The 19,553-nt window shown below is 33.0% G+C and carries 15 protein-coding genes; all 15 read left to right on the forward strand.

Annotation, left to right across the window (positions count from 1 at the left end; all coding sequences use genetic code 11):
* Window positions 1–152: 152 nt before the first annotated feature.
* The 15 genes from RM697_RS09795 to RM697_RS09865 all read left to right on the forward strand — a co-directional run bounded on the left by RM697_RS09795 (window position 153) and on the right by RM697_RS09865 (window position 19,552).
* The gene (locus tag RM697_RS09795; protein WP_311427705.1) at window positions 153–1,985 is read left to right on the forward strand and encodes a T9SS type A sorting domain-containing protein; all 1,833 of its coding nucleotides are present in this window, start codon (window positions 153–155) and stop codon (window positions 1,983–1,985) included.
* Between the two features lie 76 nt (window positions 1,986–2,061).
* Window positions 2,062–4,089: a polysaccharide lyase family 7 protein gene (locus tag RM697_RS09800; RefSeq protein ID WP_311427706.1), complete on the forward strand. Its 2,028-nt coding sequence runs from the start codon at window positions 2,062–2,064 to the stop codon at window positions 4,087–4,089.
* A gap of 41 nt (window positions 4,090–4,130) precedes the next feature.
* Complete coding sequence (locus tag RM697_RS09805) at window positions 4,131–4,508, forward strand: cupin domain-containing protein (RefSeq protein WP_311427707.1); 378 nt, start codon at window positions 4,131–4,133, stop codon at window positions 4,506–4,508.
* Between the two features lie 328 nt (window positions 4,509–4,836).
* The gene (locus RM697_RS09810) at window positions 4,837–7,905 is read left to right on the forward strand and encodes a SusC/RagA family TonB-linked outer membrane protein (RefSeq protein WP_311427708.1); all 3,069 of its coding nucleotides are present in this window, start codon (window positions 4,837–4,839) and stop codon (window positions 7,903–7,905) included.
* Window positions 7,906–7,929: 24 nt separating this feature from the next.
* On the forward strand, window positions 7,930–9,351 hold the full coding sequence (locus tag RM697_RS09815) for a RagB/SusD family nutrient uptake outer membrane protein (RefSeq protein WP_311427709.1): 1,422 nt from the start codon (window positions 7,930–7,932) through the stop codon (window positions 9,349–9,351).
* A gap of 18 nt (window positions 9,352–9,369) precedes the next feature.
* A complete protein-coding gene (locus RM697_RS09820; protein ID WP_311427710.1) occupies window positions 9,370–10,380 on the forward strand; it encodes a PKD domain-containing protein in 1,011 nt (336 codons plus the stop codon).
* Between the two features lie 17 nt (window positions 10,381–10,397).
* On the forward strand, window positions 10,398–11,309 hold the full coding sequence (locus RM697_RS09825; RefSeq protein WP_311427711.1) for a polysaccharide lyase family 7 protein: 912 nt from the start codon (window positions 10,398–10,400) through the stop codon (window positions 11,307–11,309).
* 145 nt (window positions 11,310–11,454) lie between these two features.
* Entirely contained in the window at window positions 11,455–12,156 is a 702-nt protein-coding gene (locus RM697_RS09830; protein ID WP_311427712.1) for a FadR/GntR family transcriptional regulator, read from the forward strand.
* 12 nt (window positions 12,157–12,168) lie between these two features.
* Window positions 12,169–13,452 carry an MFS transporter gene (locus RM697_RS09835; RefSeq protein WP_311427713.1) on the forward strand — a complete coding sequence of 428 codons (1,284 nt, stop codon included), beginning with the start codon at window positions 12,169–12,171 and terminating at the stop codon, window positions 13,450–13,452.
* A gap of 33 nt (window positions 13,453–13,485) precedes the next feature.
* The gene (locus RM697_RS09840) at window positions 13,486–14,250 is read left to right on the forward strand and encodes an SDR family NAD(P)-dependent oxidoreductase (RefSeq protein WP_311427714.1); all 765 of its coding nucleotides are present in this window, start codon (window positions 13,486–13,488) and stop codon (window positions 14,248–14,250) included.
* Between the two features lie 21 nt (window positions 14,251–14,271).
* Window positions 14,272–15,318 carry a PfkB family carbohydrate kinase gene (locus RM697_RS09845; RefSeq protein WP_311427715.1) on the forward strand — a complete coding sequence of 349 codons (1,047 nt, stop codon included), beginning with the start codon at window positions 14,272–14,274 and terminating at the stop codon, window positions 15,316–15,318.
* Between the two features lie 3 nt (window positions 15,319–15,321).
* Window positions 15,322–15,987: a bifunctional 4-hydroxy-2-oxoglutarate aldolase/2-dehydro-3-deoxy-phosphogluconate aldolase gene (locus tag RM697_RS09850; RefSeq protein WP_311427716.1), complete on the forward strand. Its 666-nt coding sequence runs from the start codon at window positions 15,322–15,324 to the stop codon at window positions 15,985–15,987.
* A gap of 68 nt (window positions 15,988–16,055) precedes the next feature.
* A complete protein-coding gene (locus RM697_RS09855) occupies window positions 16,056–16,886 on the forward strand; it encodes a DMT family transporter (protein WP_311427717.1) in 831 nt (276 codons plus the stop codon).
* Window positions 16,887–17,273: 387 nt separating this feature from the next.
* A complete protein-coding gene (locus RM697_RS09860; RefSeq protein WP_311427718.1) occupies window positions 17,274–17,420 on the forward strand; it encodes a hypothetical protein in 147 nt (48 codons plus the stop codon).
* A gap of 368 nt (window positions 17,421–17,788) precedes the next feature.
* Window positions 17,789–19,552, forward strand: coding sequence for a tetratricopeptide repeat-containing sensor histidine kinase (locus RM697_RS09865; protein WP_311427719.1), 1,764 nt, complete (start codon window positions 17,789–17,791; stop codon window positions 19,550–19,552).
* Window position 19,553: the final 1 nt, after the last annotated feature.

A 19,553-nucleotide genomic window follows, 5' to 3' on the forward strand; every position in this document is an offset into this window, starting at 1 on the left:
TGTTATATTTGGTAAACCAAACTGGTTAACCAATTTAAATATATTAATTAAGAGTTAATTTTAGTTTGTATTCAATACATTTTACTTAGTGAAATTCAATCATATGTCTTTATAGATATATGTCTTAAAATAACTTACTAAATCAAAAAATTATGAAAACAAAATTACTATTAATCGCTATGCTTCTTGTAAGCTCTGTTGATGCCCAAACTCTTACTTTAGGGACTAATCAGTCGTCTTCAGCGACCAGAGGTCCTTTTCAACGTTCCGATGATGGCTCAAGCTCAGTATATTCTAGGGGAGTTCTTCATTATACATCTGCAGAATTAGCTCCTTTGACAAGTTCTGCAACCATATCTCAAATTAATTTTGATTTAGGGTCAACTAACATCATTACAGCTTCTGGAGATGCTACTATGGTCATTTACATGAAAAATTCGAATACGACAGATGTAGTAGACAATCCTACAGATTGGGCAGTTGCTATAGACGGATCCGTTGTAGTAGGGTCTTATACATTTAATACAGCGAATAATTTTCCTGGCTCAGAAGGGTTTATGAGCTTTATATTAGATACAGATTTTGCCTACACTGGTGGTTCATTAGAAATAGCAGTTGAATGGGATTGTTCTAATCTAGTACCAGCTGATCCAATGCAACCTAATTTATTATTTTCAGGTAATGGATCATTAAATTGGCATTGGGAACAGACTACAGGTCATCAATCACTAAATTATAGAGCAGGATCTTCGTCTCCACCAACTTCTTTAACAATTAGAAAAGATGAACGTGTTAATACTCAAATTGTTTATACTACTGGAGGTGGAGGTGTAACACCTCCTACATCTGGACAGGTTATTGGTGAGTTCCCAGAAATGGATGGAGGAATGGAAGATCAAACAGCAGATACAACAATGAGTTCAGCAGGAAGTAGTCAAGCAGGTACACCACAGACTCAATGGACAGTGTCTTCAACTAGTAATTCAGAAGTAAGAGAAATGACAAACGATGCCGCGTTGGCAAGAACTGGTAATTTTTCTGCAGCTTGGGCTGTGAAAGTTGGTAGTAATAATGTACGTATGCAATCACCATCTCCTACAATGCCAATGTTTCAAACAGAAACAGACTATATTATTCAGTTTTTTTATAGAGCTCCTACAGATCCAGGAAATGACTTAGATGGTGGTATTTACATGAATAATACTTCTAGTGGAGATGCAGGTAATACAACAGATGTTACGCCTTTTGCTCCTGATACTTGGACTAAAACGTTCCGACAAGAAACAACACAAGCTAACTCTGACCCTTCACAATGGGGAGTTGCAAGACTAGATGGTGATGATAATGGATACACAGATACAGTACGTATAGATGATTTTGTTGTTTACGCAGGCACAACTCTTGATGAAACAGCTCCTGATTCAGCAACTTCAGGAACTTATGACATTTCAGGAAATGTAGGTTGGACTGCTCCAGCAGGAGGTGTAGATGGTGGTGGTTACGTAGTGTTTAAGTATTCAACTTTGCCAAATGCAGATAACGACCCTAACCAAAATGGTATTTATGAACATGGTAATACTACCACTAATGGTACAGGAGGTTTAACAGGTACTGTTGTTTATATTGGTACTGCAACAAGTTTTACTGATGTTTATGCTCCTGGGAATTTCTACAAAATATATACAGTAGATAAAGCTTTTAATTATTCAGATGAAATTGTAGTTTCAGATACTACATTGGGTTTTGAAGAAAACATAAGTTTAGACTTTAATATATATCCTAATCCAACAAAAGGTATAGTAAATATTAATGCTAATAAGGAAGTTATTTCTTCAGTTATTATATATGATGTGTTAGGTAAGACTATATTAAGTACTAATGAAATAGATAATGGTATAAATATGTCTAACTTAAAAAACGGGATATATATTATTAAGATCCGTTCTGATAAAGCCACTATAACTAAGAGGATAATAAAACAGTAATTTTTAAATATTGATAAGTGGTTGTTTTGGATTGATCAAATATCGTTCATCAACCACTTTTTTAAAAACTCTAAGCATGACTAAATATATTTTAAAGAGTATTATGCTAATTTTTCTGATTACATCATGTAATAGTGAAAGAAACCAACATAAAAAAAAGAAAGAGTTTGTTGAGGTAAGTTCTAATGCCAATGATATCATACCCTTTTTTCAATATTGGAATCTAATTCTAGGTGATGGATCAAATGTTGGGCAGGCAACTAACTATGAGAATAAGGATTTCTTTTATACTGTAAAAGATGATAGGGAGAATTGGGTAGTATTTAAGTCTCCTAATGCTGGAAATACTCATGGTACTTCAAACAATACAAGGACAGAGTTAGCTCAGTTAAAAAAGTGGTCTCCATTAACAGATGCCAAAATGAACGCGACTCTTAAAGTGATGAATGTATCTTCTACAGGAGATGCACGTGTTGCTGCAACTTACTCTGTTGTTGTTGGTCAGATTCATAGTGCTGATGGGCATGAAAACGAACCACTAAAAATATTTTATAAAAAATTCCCAGGACATACCAAAGGTTCTGTGTTTTGGAATTATGAAATCAATACTTCAGGTGATGATAATTCGGGAAGATGGGATTTTTCCTATCCTATTTGGGGTTATGACTTTTCTGTAGTTGGAACAGGTGAAAATACATATCCTTCAGAACCTGAAGATGGGATTGAATTGGGAGAAGAGTTTAGTTATGAAGTAGAAATAAGGGATGGATTAATGCATCTTAAATTTACAAGCAAAGGGCACGAAACTAAAACATTTACTAAAAATCTCATTGCAACTGAATATGCTAATCGCTCAGATATACCTGAACAAGTTGAGAACTTATTTGTGCCAATAGGTCAAGATGGTGTGGAACGAGAAAAAGCATATACAGGTGAAGGACTCTTTTTTAAATTAGGGTGTTATAATCAAACTAATGGTAAAGATCCTAAAGTGAATAAAATTTGGTGTAATGGTGCTGAAACTCACGGAGGAGATATTAAAAAACAATATTCAGATGGTAATTATGCCGAAGTATGGTTTAAAACAGCAAACATTGAAATTAGTGAAGACGCTTATTCTAACGAAGGTTATTTTGAAGCTAATGATGGATTGAGTAAAAAAACAGTATATCCGCATGAGGTAATACCGTTTATGGACAAGTTTAAAATATTATTAGGTGATGGAACCAATGTAGAAAATCTTGTTGACTTTGAAAATAAAGAATTTTTCTACACTGTCATCGATGGCACAAGACGCTGGGTAGTTTACAAAACTCCAAATTCTGGAGTAACATCAAAAAACTCTAGCAATACAAGAACTGAGTTACATGAAAAAAGAGAATGGACTCCTGAAGAAGGAGGAAAACTAACAGGTACATGTAAGGTAATGCAAGTCTCTGTTTCTGGTGATGCTAGAGTTGCAGCCTCTTACTCAGTAGTTGTAGGACAAATCCATAGTGGAGAAGGTCATGAGAATGAACCCTTAAAAATATTTTATAAAAAATTTCCTGGTCACGAAAAAGGCTCAGTATTTTGGAATTATGAAATTAATACAGCTGGAAATGATAATTCTGGACGATGGGATTATTCTACAGCTGTCTGGGGAAATGATATGTCTGTTGTTGGAACAGAAAAAAATGATTTTCCAACTGAACCTGCTGATGGTATAGAATTAGGAGAAGAATTTAGTTATGAAGTAAATGTTTATGAGGGCATCATGTATCTCACTTTTAAAAGTGAAGGCCATGAAACGAAAACATTTACTAAAAATTTAGTTGAATCAGAATACATAAGGAAGTCAGATATACCAGCTCAAGTACAAAAATTATTTGTGCCAATTGGTCAAGATGGTTTGGAACGGTCTGTTGCTTACAGCAACGAATTAAATTACTTTAAACAAGGTGCTTACAACCAAACAAATGGAAAAAATCCAGATACTAATATGGTGTGGTGTGCTGGCGCAGAAACTTATAATGGTGATATAACTAAGCAATATCAAAATGGTTGTTATGCAGAAGTATGGTTTAGGGAGGCGACTGTAGGTCTCGGAACCCCACCTCAATAAATATAACATCTACCGAAGATATTATAATTAAACAAAAAAATATGAAACGTTTTAGTGAAAAGTATATTATTACAAAAGATATGGAATGGGAAGTTCTTGGTGGAGGAGTGTCAAGAAAGTTTTTAGGTTATGATAACCAAATCATGATGGTTAGAGTAAAATTTGAAAAAGGTGCATTAGGATCACCACACCAACACTTTCATACACAAGCTACGTTTTGTGTGTCTGGTAAATTTGAATTTGAAATTGATGGCGTTAAACAAATTGTAGAAGCAGGCGATGGCGTTTATATAGAGCCTAATTTATTACACAGTGCAATTTGCTTAGAAGAAGGTGAGCTAATAGATACATTTAGTCCTGTAAGAGAAGATTTCTTAGGTGGTGGCAAAGTTTCTTATTTTGGTGATAAGAAATCTTAAATATAAAAATTCACCAAGTTTTTCGTTAAGACTTAATAAAATATAGTTAAACAAAACATTGATTTATTATGAAAAAACTAGGTCAACGTTTTGATTTAACAAAAATTTAAATATATTTGGTAAACCAATCTGGTTAACCAGATTATCAACCAACAAAAAAGGACAGGTTCGGGCCTATCCTTTTTGAAAAATCACTTCTTGGTAAGAAGAATTTTTTCTTCATTACTTATTGTGTAAATAATATCAGTAAAAATACAAAAACTATTGTATTTATAGTACTCAATAAAGTAGTGAAGACAAGTATTAACTAAAATTTAATAACTAATTTATGAATCTAAAAACTAGAATGTCATTTCTGTTTTCGATGCTTTGTTGTCTTACAATATTTGCTCAAGACAGTTATTTGATTAAAGGTAAGGTAATATCTGAAGAAGATAGTATGCCAATTCCGGGAGTTAACATTGTAGTCGTTACTACATCAAGAGGAACTTCGACCGATTTTGATGGTAATTATGAAATCGAGGTAAAAAAAGGAGAAGTGTTACAATTTTCTTATTTAGGATATGTATCACAGACCATTGTTATTGATAGCCAAACTGCTCTTAATGTTACATTAAAAGTTGATACCAATAGCCTAGATGAGGTAGTGGTAGTAGGTTATGGAACAAGAAAAAAGAAGCATCTTACAGGTGCAGTATCCAGTGTTGTAAATAAAGACTTAGATCAGCTTCCAGTAGCAAGGGTCGATGACGCCTTGGTTGGGCAGATAGCAGGTTTAAATGTTGCAGCAACTGAAGGTGAAGCTGGTTCAGATCCAACTATTCGAATTCGTGGTGTTGGCTCATTAAACGGAGACTCTGCTCCATTAATAGTTATAGATGGTTTAGTTGTTGACAGTGATTTCTTAGGAAACCTTGATATGAATGAGGTAGAATCATTTGATGTTTTAAAAGATGCAGCGTCATCAGCCATTTATGGATCACGTGGTGCTAATGGTGTTATTATTATCACTACAAAGCAAGGTAAAGAAGGTAAGGCAAGATTTACCTATAATACATTTACAGGTTTTAAAACTGCAAGAGAGAGTGATGACTATTATTTTACTGTAGCCGAAACAGCAGAAGCTGAGCTTGCTGCAAACGGTGTGCTTTCTAACAGAACAGCATATAAAGTTTTGCTAACAGAGGCAACAGGTATTGATAGAGATTGGCAAGATGAGATTTTTGAAACGAGTACAATCGAAAGTCATTCTTTCAGTGCTCGAGGAGGTAGTAAAAATACTAAGTACAGCGCTTCATTTGGTTATTTACACGATGAAGGTGTGTTATTAACCGATGATTATAAAAGATATAATGCGCGTTTTAAAATAGATTCAAAAGTTAGTGAGAAGTTTAAGTTTGGAGTAAACTTGGCACCTTCTTACACAAGAAGAAGACGTTTTGATGGTTCTACTCATGATATTTTGAGGCAAGCACCTTGGTTACCTTTATACCATGATGCAAATTCAATTCAATTTTTAGATACTAATGTTTACCCTAATGTTCAAATTGGTGATTATGCAGTTCAAAGACATTTTGATAACTATGATCTTTTTGGAGATGGATCTGTATTACAAGATATTAGTAATACTTCAAATACCAATCCAGCAGCTAAAGTACTTGAAAGAGATAGAAATGACTACAAATTAAAATTGGCAGGACGTTTTTATGGACAGTACAAATTAATGGATGGTTTAACCTTCAGAGCAAGTTTAGCAGGAGATTACCAAAATACCTTTAGAGATAGATGGCAAGGAGTGCTTTCAAACAGAAACGGTGCTGCTGCTGCTAGTTATTTTGTGTCAAATGAAAATAGAATCCACATTCTAAGTGAAGGATACTTTACTTACGATAAAGTTATAAATGGACATGAGTTTAATGTTACTCTAGGTGCATCTTCTGAGAAGTGGGAATACCAAGGGGATAGTTCATTAGGCTCAGGTTACACATCAGATTTAATTCGCGAATTAAGTGCTGCTACAGTTTTAAATGAAATAGAATCGTATAACTTAGAGGAGAGATTTAGATCGTTCTTTGGTCGTGTAAATTATGTCTATAAAGATAAATATTTAGCATCATTAAGTTTCAGACGTGATGGTAGTTCAATCTTTGGTTCAGATAAGAAGTATGGTAATTTCCCAGCAGGATCTATTGGATGGAGAATGTCTGAAGAGGATTTCTTAAGTGAAAGTGATGTTGTTAGTAATCTTAAATTAAGAGTAAGTTATGGATTCACAGGTAACAAGGATATTAACTTTGGTAGTTCTATTGAAGATAATCTTGTTGAATTATATCCATCGATACCATTATTAGGTACAGATAATTACAACACTCAAGCAGCATTTATTGCCTTAAATATTGCTAATCCAGGATTACAATGGGAAAGATTAGAAGAATTTAATCCAGGAATAGATTTTGGATTCTTTAATAATAAGATTACAGGTTCCTTGGATTATTATGAGAGAACAAGTGATAAATTATTACTTTTTAATCCAGTTGCTTCAACGACAGGTTTCTCAGAAGCTCTTGTTAATTTAGGTGAAGTAAAAAATTCTGGTATAGAAATTGAATTTAGAACTAGAAACATATCAACTGAAAATTTCAGTTGGAATACAACAATACTTGCATCTATGAATGATAACGAGTTAACAGATTTTGGTGATGCTAATGGGCAAATTCAAAATGTTGATTCTAAAAGAGCTGCCGAATGGATTAATCTAGTAGGTAATCCAATATCATCGTTTTATGGTTGGGTTGTAGATACAGATATTCCCTTAGAATTTATTAATGATCCTTATCATCCAGTAGGAGGACAAGCTCAGGATGTGTATGTAAAAGATTTAAATGGTGATGGTTTAATCGATGATGATGATAAAACGATACTTGGTAGTCCTTATCCAGATTTAGTATGGAGTTTAGGAAATGAATTTAAGTACAAGGATTTTGATTTAAGTTTCCTTTTTCAAGGAAGTCATGGTGCTGAGGTTAGAAATATGGGAGACCAATATCTATTTAATCATTTTAATAGTGCACAAGATTATAACACAGCAACAACACCAAATCAAGGTTTTATTAGAGAAAAAATCTTTACCAATGCCATTATACAAGATGCTAGTTATGTAGCGCTTAGAAATATTACTTTAGGTTATAATTTACCACAAGATATTTCAGAGAAGATCGGATTATCATCTTTAAGAGTTTATGCATCAGGTCAAAACTTAATGTACCTTACTGCCAGTGATTATACAGGATTTAATCCAGAGTCTATCAATAACACAAGTCCAACGACTTATGGTTACCAAAGAGCTGGATCACCTATATTTAGTACAATATCATTTGGTTTGAATGTTCAATTTTAGAAAAAATAACATAATATAAATAATATGAAATATATAAAATTAATAGGGTTGTTATTATTGGTTAGTTTCTTTCAAGCCTGTGAAAAAGACTTCTTAGAACCACAACCTACATCAGCCATTAGTAGTGAAGGATACTTCCTTAACGATGAGCAGATAGAAACAGGTGTAATTGGAGTATATGATGCATTACAAGGTGTAAATTCTACAAGCTTGGACGACAATCGAGGAGTTCAACAAGAGTTTTATGTAACCGAAATGCGTAGTGATAACACAAGAACAAAAAGTCAGGAAGGTGAAGCTGCACAATTTGAGACCTATTCAGTGACAGCTAATAATGGTATTGTAGAGAATTATTACAGAAGTGCTTATAGTACTATCTATAGAGCCAATCTTGTACTAGATAATTTGGGTAACGCCTCTGATGCTGCAGCACCTCGTTTTGAAGGTGAGGCTAAATTTGCTAGAGCTTACAGTTATTTTAATTTAGTACGTCTATTTGGAGATGTGCCATTAGTTGATAGAATTATTGGACCTTTAGAAACTGATGTTGCATTTACTAGAGTATCTACAGCTACTGTTTATGAACTTATCATAAGTGATTTGCAAACAGCAGCAGCCAATTTAGGAAATGGAGATTATTCAAGAGCATCTAAAGCAGCAGCAGAAGCTTTATTAGCGAAAGTTCATCTTACTTTAGGTAATTATTTGCAAGCTCAGATGCTTTGTGAAAATGTAATGGGTTATGGATTTGGGTTAGAACCAAACTTTAACGATGTCTTTTACAACGAAGGTAATAACGAAATTATCTTTGCTATAGTTTATAATCCTGGAGTTGAGGCAGATAGTCAAGATTTTTCAGCAGAGTTTATGAATGGTGTAGGACGTACAGTTGGTGTTAATTATGTGATGGAGAATGCTGCTGAATTTTTAGATGCCAATGGAGGAGATAGAACACAATACTCTTATCGTATAGATCCTGGTCAAATAACACAAAATCAAGTAGTAAAATACCTTCCTAATGGAGAAGATGGAGGAGATGACGGAAGAACTTTTGTATTAGATGCAACCCTATCAGGTAATGATTGGATAGTATTAAGATATTCAGATGTATTATTAATGCATGTAGAATCAATATTGGCAGGAGGTCAAGATACTGGCGTTAGTGCAGCACTATCTTCGTTTCAATTAGTTAGAGACAGAGCTGGTTTAACAGACACTGTCACTAATATTACAAAACAAGAGCTCTTAGACGAGAGACGTGCTGAATTAGCTTTTGAAAATCAGAGACTTTTTGATTTATTGAGATTCGGAGAGGCTACAAACGTGCTTTCAGCATTATCAGCCGCCAATGGTTATACATTTAGTGCAACGGATTTATTATTACCTATTCCACAAAGAGAAATAAACTTGAGTAATGGAGTAATGACTCAAAATCCAGGTTATTAAACTTAAAAAAAATAGATTATGAAAACATTAAAAATATTAGGCATTGTTCTTCTTTTCGCAGGTGCATTTATTTGGCAATCTTGTGAGGATTTAGAAAAGTTTGAACCTCTTGGTGAAAACTCTATAGCAGATGCTACACCACCATCAGCAGATTTTAGTTATTCTAATGGTGTTACAGTAGATGACTTTTTAGTCTTCACTTTTGCAAATTTATCATCAAGTGCAACCTCTTACGCTTGGGATTTTGGAGATGGTAACACATCTACCGATTTAGATCCAGTAAATGTTTATCCAGATGAAGGTACATATACAGTAACATTAACTGCATCAGATGATCTAGGTGTAGTGAGTACGGCAACTCAAACTATAGAAGTTATAGAACCAGATGAGCCATTAGTACCAGACCCATTAATTGTTAATGCTGAATTTGTGAAATTACCAAAATCTTCAGGTTCTGATTGTGCATGTTCAGGTTGGATTAACAGAGGTCTAGGTGAGCAAGGTGAATCTAGTACAGCTGATGGAGCTGATGTAATAAAGTTTGATAATGCTGAACCAGATCATGCCTATCAGGAATTTGCAGTTGTGCCAAATGGTGAGTACCAAATAGAAATTTCTGTACGTCATAGTAATTTAGTTGGAGCAGAAATGCTGCCTAGTTCATTAGAAATAAGAGTTCTAGCAGGTAGTGGTTATGTAGATGGATATTCACCTACATACTACACAGATACTGCTTTAATGCCTCAAGGTAATTCAGATACAGGATTATGGGGCTACCAATCGGTTGCTCAAATGGAAGACCCAGATAATAATCTATCCATTGATGTATTAGATAATCCAGGTGACGATTCTTATATAACGTATACACTCTTTTTCAACGCTGGTGCTAATGATAGTGTAGCATTATTTATAAGAGGTATAGGAAATGCAGATCCAGAAGATCCTAACGATTTTGCTATGTATGGTTATGCTAGTGGTGAAGAAGAAATCAGAGCTGCTTACGTGGTTATAACAGCTATAAATGATTAAGAAATAAAAGTTTGTAAATGAATTCTAAAACGCTATTAATTTTAATTCTATCATTTTTTCTAAGTGCTGGTTTTGCTCAAACAGATAAAACTGTTGAAACTGAATCTAAAACAGAGAAAAGAGATCGAAAAAAGAAGAAAAAGCGTAAGAAAAAATACAAACTACCAGATATAGATTTGAGTCACTGGAAGGTAACCCTTCCAGTGACCAATGATAAAGGTAAACCTTATGAGTTAGAACCACCCGAAATATTTGATTTTGCTACAAACGAAGTGGCCAAACCTTATATGTATATAGATTCTACTAAAGGCGCAATTGTATTTCATGCATTGCCCACGAACTCTAAAACAAAAAACACAAAGTATACCAGGTCAGAGTTGAGAGAACAAATGGTTCCTGGAGATAATAATGTTAATTGGACGTTCAAGGATGGAGCCTATATGAAAGGTAAACTTGCAATAGATGAAGTCACAAGAGATGCAGATGGTAAATACCATAGAATAATTATTATGCAAATTCATGGTAGACTAACTAATGAGCAAAGAGATTTAATTGGTGAGGATGATAATAATGCTCCACCAATCCTTAAAATCTATTGGGATAAAGGAAAAATAAGGGTAAAAACTAAGCTCCTAAAAAATCTGAATGCCAGTGTACCAGAGATTCTACATGAAGATGCCTGGGATAATGATGACGGTTTCAATTTTGAAGAAGAAGTTGGTTTTAGGAAATTCACTCTTGAAGTTAAAGTATCTGAAGGAAAAATGGTTGTTGTTTTAAATGGAAATGAATATAAAGTCTATAAAAATATTCATATGCAGAAATGGGGAATATTTGAAAATTATTTTAAAGCAGGTAACTATTTTCAGACAAGAGATGAAGGAGCATATGCTAAGGTTAGATATTATAGTTTAGAAGTAAAACATTAAAATTTAATTGTTTGAGTTTGGAATAAGGTGAATTTTGAATTTTTTAAAATTCATCTTATTCATTTAAACTTTTCTTCAATGTTAATATCTATAAGTTTATGATTGTTTAATTTTACATTTGACCACCAACTATAAGCATTTAAATATGAAATTAGAAATACTAACAAAATCAGAAAGCGTTAAGATTCAAGACTCAATTATTTCAAAAATTGGTGAGTTAATTAATTTCAAAAATTTAGAACCAGGTGATAAACTACCTTCAGAAAGAATGTTGTCAGAGAAGTTTGGTGTCTCTAGAAGTAATGTCAGAGAAGCAATTCAAAAATTAGAGTTTTACGGGATATTAAAATCTATACCACAAAGCGGAACTTTTGTAGCTAATATTGGAGTTGTTGCGATGAATGGAATGATTGAAGATATCATTCGTTTAGATGAACCAGATTTTAAATCTTTGGTTGAAACTCGTATTCTTTTAGAATTAAAAACAGTAAGATTAGCAGCCTTAAGAAGAACAGAAGATGATCTTAAAAAATTAAAAGAAGCTTTAGATTCTTATAAGCAAAAAGTTATTAATGGAGAAGATGCCGTCCAAGAAGATTTATTATTCCATTTGGCCATTGCTAAAGCAAGTGGAAATAGTACAATGAATACTTTTATGCTAGTTATTACTCCTGAAATTATAACCAATTTTGAAAAATATCATGTTTGTGATAATGATTTGTCTTTAAAAGGCATAGATGAACATGAAGCAATATATAATGCCATAAAGAAACAAGATCCAAAACTAGCCAAGCAAAAAATGAAAGATCATTTTAGTGTTTTGTATCAATATTGTTACAATATTTAAAAGCTAACACAAATGAAATTAAAAGGATTAAAATGGTGGATCATTGGATTAATATTTGTTGCAACTGTAATAAATTATATAGATAGGACTGCGTTTGCGTTGCTTTGGCCAGAAATGGGTAAAGATCTAGGTATGGATAAATCAGATTACGCATTAATGCTTAATGTGTTTATGTTTACTTATGCAGCAAGTAAATTTTTATCAGGAAGGCTGTATGATAAAATTGGAACCAGAATCGGTTTCGTATTCTCAATAATAGTTTGGTCATTAGCTGCTGCTTTTCATGCTGTGGCAAAAGGTGTTGTATCACTGTCAATTGTTAGAGGTTTTCTAGGACTTGGTGAAGCAGGTTTATGGCCTGGTGCAGTTAAAAATAATGGTGAATGGTTTCCTGTAAAACAGAGAGCTTTAGCCCAAGGTATATTTAATTCTGGAGCATCTATCGGTAATGTTATAGCACCAATTATCATTGTTTATTTATATGCAAAATTTGGGTGGAAATCAACATACTTAATATTAGGAGGTATAGGATTTATTTGGGTATTACCATGGTTAATTATCAATAAGAATACTAAACCTGAAGACCATCCTTGGATTACTGAAGACGAAAAAAACAAATTGCTTAGTGATCGTGCTGAGAACAATGTAACCGTAAATGAAGATGCAAAAAGCTTAAGTGTTTTAAAAATATTAAGTTTTAAAGAACCTTGGGGGATTTTACTATGTAGGTTTTTTATTGAACCTATTTGGTGGTTTTTTGCTGGTTGGATGCCAATTTATTTAAACTCAAAGTTTGGATTAAGTATAGAAGAAATAGGAAATACAATGTGGATATCGTATCTCATGGCTGCGGCTGGAGGTATATTAGGAGGTATGTTTACAGAATACCTAATAAAAAGAACGTCTACTGATTTTGGTAGAAAAGCTAGTATAGTCTTAGGAAGTCTTCTAATAATAATAGGGTTTGTGTCAATTATTCTATTTGTAAATGACTCTAATTACATGACATTTATATATCTAGCTGGTTTAGCACTTTTTGGTTTTCAATTTGCTATCGGAAATATACAAACATTGTCTAGTGATTTATTTAGAGGTCCATCCGTAGGTACTTTAGCAGGTTTAGCAGGTACAGTAGCTGCATTTTCGGTTATGATTATGAATTCATTTATAGGCAGAATTACAGAAGGAGGATCATATACACCTGCTCTAATAACTATCACAGCTTCAGTCGTTTTAGCTGTTTTAGCAGTACTATTATTGATTAAAAAAGTAAAATTAGTTATTAATGAAGATTAATAGAAATATAATTATTAAAATATAAAATTTAACATGAGTAACAATAAAGGAAAAGTAGCCATCGTAACAGGCGCTACAGGAGGTATTGGTTTTGAAGTCGCAAAAAGACTTGGACAAGATGGATACACAGTTGTTTTAAATGGTATCAATAACGAAGAAGGAGCAAAAAGAGTCGAAGAGCTTACTACCCAAGGTCTGGATGTAGAATATCGGGGATTTGATGTTACCAGTGAAGAAGCAGTTACTTCCAATATTACCGAAGTTGGAAAAAAGTATGGTAAAATTGATGTGCTTGTAAATAATGCAGGTGGATTAGGAGGAAGGTCTCGATTTGAAGGAATGACTACTGAATTTTATCGCTCCGTTATGGCGCTTAATTTGGACTCGGTATTTTTTGCTTCTAGAGCAGCAATTCCTTTTCTGAAAAAGGGAGAGCATCCATCAATTATTAATTATACTTCAAACGCAGGATGGACTGCTGGAGGACCAGGTGCGGGAATATATGGAACTTCAAAAGCAGGAGTACATGCCATTACTAGAGCTTTGGCTAAAGATTTAGCAGAATATGGTATACGAGCAAATGCAGTTTCTCCCGGAACTATTGATACACCTTTTCATGCTCAAATTAAATCTACAAAACCAGAAGTTTTTGCATCTTGGGCCAATAATATCATGCTAGGTAGACTAGGTCAGCCTGAAGATGTTGCTGGTGTAGTTTCGTTTTTAGCTAGTAAAGATGCATCGTTTATAACTGCCGAAACCATTCAGATTGGTGGAGGTCAAGCGTTAGGTATTTAATTTCAAGAAAAAGATAGTATTATGAATAAAGTAGTCACTTTTGGAGAAATTATGTTACGACTTGCTCCTCAAGGTTATTTAAGGTTTTCACAAGCGTCAAGTTTCGATGTTGTTTATGGAGGAGGAGAATCTAATGTTGCAGTTTCACTCGCTAACTATGGAGTGCCTGTAGATTTTGTTACACGCTTGCCTAAAAATGATATTGGAGCATGTGCCATGATGGAAATGCGCAAAAGAGGTGTTGGTGTTGATAAAATAATCTATGGAGGCGATCGATTAGGAATCTATTTCTTAGAAACTGGAGCAGTAAGTAGAGGAAGTAAGGTTGTCTATGATCGAGCACATTCAGCTATTTCCGAAATTAAACCTGGAATGGTAGATTGGACATCTGTCTTTAAAGATGTAGCATGGTTTCATTGGACTGGTATTACTCCAGCAATTTCTCAAGGTGCAGCAGATGCATGCTTAGAAGCCCTAAAAGTAGCAAGTGATTTAGGAGTTACTATATCAACTGATTTGAACTATAGAGCCAAACTCTGGACCTATTGTGATGAATCTCACCGCGAGAAAATTATGACAGAATTAACTTCATATTGTGATATTGTTTTAGGAAATGAAGAAGATGCCGAAAAACATTTTGGGATTCACCCAGATGGTTTGGATGTACACAAACATGGTCACGATGTAAAAGCTGAAGCATTTCTCTCTGTATGTAAACAGATGATGAAAAAGTTTCCAAAAGCTAAAAAAGTTATTACTACATTAAGAGGTTCAATATCTGCATCTCATAATACTTGGGCTGGTGTACTTTATGATGGTAAACAAATGTATGAAACAAGGCAGTATCAAATTACAGATATAGTAGATCGTGTTGGAGGTGGAGATTCATTTATGGGAGGCCTTATTTATGGATTATTAAAATATCCTGATGATGATCAAAATGCCCTAGACTTTGCAGTTGCTGCTTCATGTTTAAAGCATACAATAAAAGGAGATGCAAACTTAGTTACTGTAGCTGAAGTTGAGAAATTAATGGGAGGCGATGCTTCAGGACGAGTTGCTAGATAGGATATGGCAAATTTTTCAAGGATAGAAGTCGTAAATGTTATGAAACAAACAGGATTAGTTCCCTTGTTTTATAACTCTGATATTGAAATAAGTAAAAAAGTAATTGAAGCTACTTATAAAGGTGGAGCTCGATTACTTGAGTTTACTGCTAGAGGAGATTTTGCTCATGAAGTTTTTGGCGAATTAAATAAATACGTTCTAAAAGCGTTGCCAAATATGATTATGGGAGTTGGTTCTGTAACAGATGCCGCTTCTGCATCTCGTTTTATGGCTTTAGGCGCAAACTTCATAGTTACACCTGTATTAAGAGAAGATATTGCTTTAGTCTGTAACAGACGAAAGGTTTTGTGGTCTCCTGGATGTGGTTCTTTAACCGAAATTTGCCGTGCAGAAGAGTTAGGCTGTGACGTTGTTAAATTATTTCCTGGAGGAATATATGGACCAGACTTTGTTAAAGCAATTCGTGGACCACAGCCATGGACCAATATAATGCCAACTGGAGGAGTATCACCTACAAAAGAAAATTTAGAAGGATGGTTCAAGGCAGGAGTCACATGTGTAGGTATGGGATCTAAGCTTATTGCAAAAAATGCTGAAGGCAATTATGATTTAAAGAAAATAGAAACTGATACTAGAACAGCACTCAATATTATTGAGTCTTTAAAATAATTTTTATTATTTATTAATATTTAAAGCCTTTCTGATTTTTTATTGGAAAGGCTTCATAATTATGTTTTATGAGGAAGGCTATTCAATACATGATAATTAGTGCATTAGCATTTACGTTATTAAATGTTTTTGTAAAGTCATTAAATAATTTTAGTGTATATCAAATTGTTTTCTTTCGCTCAATTGGAACATTATTTTTTACCTTACCATTCTTAATAAAAAATAAGATATCCATATTAGGTCATCAAAAGACTTTATTGGTTGCAAGGAGTTTAGCAGGTCTTATTTCTATGACTTTATTCTTTTTATCATTAAAGTATATAGCAATGGGTACAGCAGTTTCAATTCGATATATTGCACCAATATTTGCTGCCTTATTTGCTGTAATCATCTTAAAAGAAAGAATAAAACCTATTCAATGGCTATTATTTATAATAGCATTTTTTGGCGTAGTAATTTTAAAAGGGTTTAATTCAGATATTCAAATTCAAGGTATTGTATTTGCTATTGTGTCTGCAATATTTGCTGGATTAGTCTATATTATTATCAGAAAAATTGGTAATAAGGATCATCCTGTAGTAGTTGTAAACTATTTTATGGTTATTTCTGCAATACTAGGAGGTTTGATATCCATAAAAGGATGGGTTAATCCAAAAGGACAAGAATGGTTAATTTTTCTTAGTCTAGGAATCTTTGGATATTTTGCTCAATTATATATGACTAAAGCGATGCAACAAGGTGAAACCAATCAGATAGCGCCATTGAAATATTTAGAAGTCGTTTTTACTGTAATTTTAGGATTAGTATGGTTTAATGAAATCTATAATATTATGAGTTTGGTTGGTATACTAATTATTATTACTGCCTTAAGCCTTAATTTGATAGTCCATAAAAAATAGAAATTAGGTTTTAATTTAATATAGTAAATAACCACAATGATTTATTTTAGTTTTCAACATGTTATGAACACATTAAAAGCTATTTATCGATAAAAAATAGCATTTAAACGATGATATTTTTGCATAAGACTAATTTTACTGTATATTTGATGCTCTTGCTTAAGTCCCTAAATCAACTTTTCAAGATATTTTAATCCATTAAACTAATTTTGACTAATAAGTCAAAGGGTTTCCCTCATATTTAGTACACAAGTTTAGGTTTAACCTAAAACATTAATTATCCATTCCCTTCCCTCAAGAATGCATAAGGCATTCGCAGTATTTAATGTTGAATATTAGAACCCTAAATTATTATACTTTATGAAAACCTTAAAAATTACTCTACTTATGTTAGCCGTTGTAGTATTAACTATATCTGGAAGTAGTAGCGATGTTGTTGCTAATGAAGAAGTAAAAACATTTAAAAGTGATAACTCTAATTACGACCTACTTGTAGTAAATAAAAAGAAAAAAGGGGTAACACAACAAGGTTAAACCTTTAAAAAATATAATTAGTTAAGCTCTCATTTTCATGAGGGCTTTACATGTTTATAATAAATTTATTCTAAATTTGAAGAAACATATTTTTTCAAATTTTGATTACGAGATTCTGTATCATATTGTATTTGGTTTTTTTTCCCCAAATAATTTTCTCACAACAAAACTCAATTGATATACAACTTGATAGCATTCAACAACTTCGCAAGTTATCTAAAAAAGAGAGCTTTTCCATACCAAAGCGAATTCAGTTAGCCGAAAGAGCATTAATTTTATCAAAACAGCTAAACCAGGATTCCATAATACTAAAGAGTGGCAGAATTTTGTCACTTGCTTATTACTATGGAAATAAAGATAGCTTGTATTTGAACATAAATAAGTATAACATTAGGTTAGCTACTAAGCTTAATGATTCATCATCTCTTAAAATTGTCTACACAAATTTAGGCGGTTTTCACAATGAAAATGAGCGAATAGATAGTGCTTATTATTACTTTTCCAAAGCACTAAAGCTCCATAGGCAAACTCAAGATATAGAAGGTGAGGCGAGAATATTGACAAGTATTGCAGATATTCAGGAAACTGAGAAAGATTACATAGGTGCTGAGGAAAATGCTGTTAAGGCTATAAGACTTTTTAATAAATTGGAATATAATGACGATACTAAAGAGTGGCTATGGAGACTTAATAACTTGATAGCTATCGTCTCTTTAAAACTAAAAGATTTTGACAAAGCCTTAGAGTATCATAAAAAAGCTCAGGATATTGCACAAGATATGGAAGAAGGTTATTACAATAATCTTTATTCTATAAATAATATGGCAATTGCTTATAGGTTTAAAGGTGAGATTGAAAAATCTATTGAACTTTATGAACAAGTTATTAATGAAGATAGTTTAGATTATTATGATTCATCATTTTACGTAATAACCCTTGGGAATTTGGCCTACACTAAATCATTTAAACCAGATAGAGATATAAAAGAAATTAAAAGTATTTTTAGATTAGGTGATAGGATGAGTGATACAATAAATGATCCTTTGGCTAAACTAGGAATAGCCATTGACCTCTCAAAATTTTATTTGGATATCGAAGACAGAGATTCTGCATTATATTTTGCTGAAAGGAGTTATAAAATTTCAGATGAGATTTCTAATAATGAACTTAAGCTCCAATCATTAGATTTATTAGCAGAGCTCAATGAAGGTGAAAAAGGTAAACGTTATTTTAGAGAGCATATACGATTGAGTGATAGTTTACTAAATGTGGAAAGAAATAGACGTAATAAGTTTGCTAGAATTAGGCTAGAGACTGATGAATTAGAAGCTGAAAATGAGAAGTTTTCCCAACAAAAATTATGGTTAGGAGCACTTTCAGGATTATTACTTTTGGCTTTAACTTTAGGCTATATAGTTATTACACAAAGAGCCAAGAATAAAGAGTTGAAGTTTGTACAAGATCAACAAAAGGCCAATGAGGAAATTTATAATCTCATGCTTTCTCAACAAGATAAAGTTGATGAGGCTAGAGCTAATGAAAAAAAACGTATCTCTCAAGATCTCCATGATGGTGTTCTAGGTCGTCTCTTTGGAACACGATTAAGTTTAGATAGCCTTAGTTTTTCTGAAGGCAAAGAGGCTGTTAAAAGTAGAATGCAATATATAGGCGAATTAAAAATAATAGAAGAAGATATTAGAAAAATATCGCATGATCTTAATACCGATTTTGTAGCTGGTTCAGGATTTACTGACATCTTATCAGAACTCATAGAAAAGCAAACCAAAGCATATCAACTTACCTACGATTTTGATTATTCCGATGAAGTTAATTGGGAATTTGTAGATAATAAAACTAAGATTAACATTTACAGAGTAATACAAGAAAGCATGCAAAATATTTACAAACATGCACAAGCAAACCATATTAAAATTGGGATAGGATTAAAAAATAATGTAATTTGTATACGTGTTACTGATGATGGTGTTGGGTTTGACACAAATAAGAGTAAAAAAGGAATTGGGCTAAAAAATATCAATTCCAGAATCAATGAACTTAGAGGGCAAGTAGATTTCTCATCGCAAATTGGTAAAGGAACCACTGTTGATATTAATATTCCTTACGAAACTTAAA

The organism is Microcosmobacter mediterraneus (assembly GCF_031846265.1).
Taxonomy (GTDB): Bacteria; Bacteroidota; Bacteroidia; order Flavobacteriales; family Flavobacteriaceae; genus Microcosmobacter; species Microcosmobacter mediterraneus.